The organism is Erythrobacter sp. HI0063 (assembly GCF_001635685.1).
Classification (GTDB): Bacteria; Pseudomonadota; Alphaproteobacteria; order Sphingomonadales; family Sphingomonadaceae; genus Qipengyuania.
Genome location: NZ_LWFF01000087.1, coordinates 1 through 234, shown reverse-complemented (window position 1 = coordinate 234; position 234 = coordinate 1). Strand labels below are relative to the sequence as shown.

Below are 234 nucleotides of genomic sequence, written 5' to 3'. Positions count from 1 at the left end.
GGCGCTCGGTTCGCGTGGGGCCTGGCTGAAGCAGCCCTATGCCGACGATCCGGGCAATACCGGCCTGCCGTTGATGAGCCCGGCGCAATTGCGCAACGTTATGGTACGCGCCGCCAGCGGCCAGTTCCAGATCGCCGTCCACGCGATCGGGACCGCCGCCAATGCCGAAGCGCTGAATGCCGTCGCCGATATTTCCGACAGCTTTTCGGGCGATCGGCGCTGGCGGATCGAACA

1 pseudogene is annotated in these 234 nt (G+C 66.2%); it reads left to right on the top strand.

Annotation, left to right across the window (positions count from 1 at the left end):
- Positions 1-234, top strand: a pseudogene (locus tag A3736_RS04185) (amidohydrolase family protein); the annotation flags it as partial.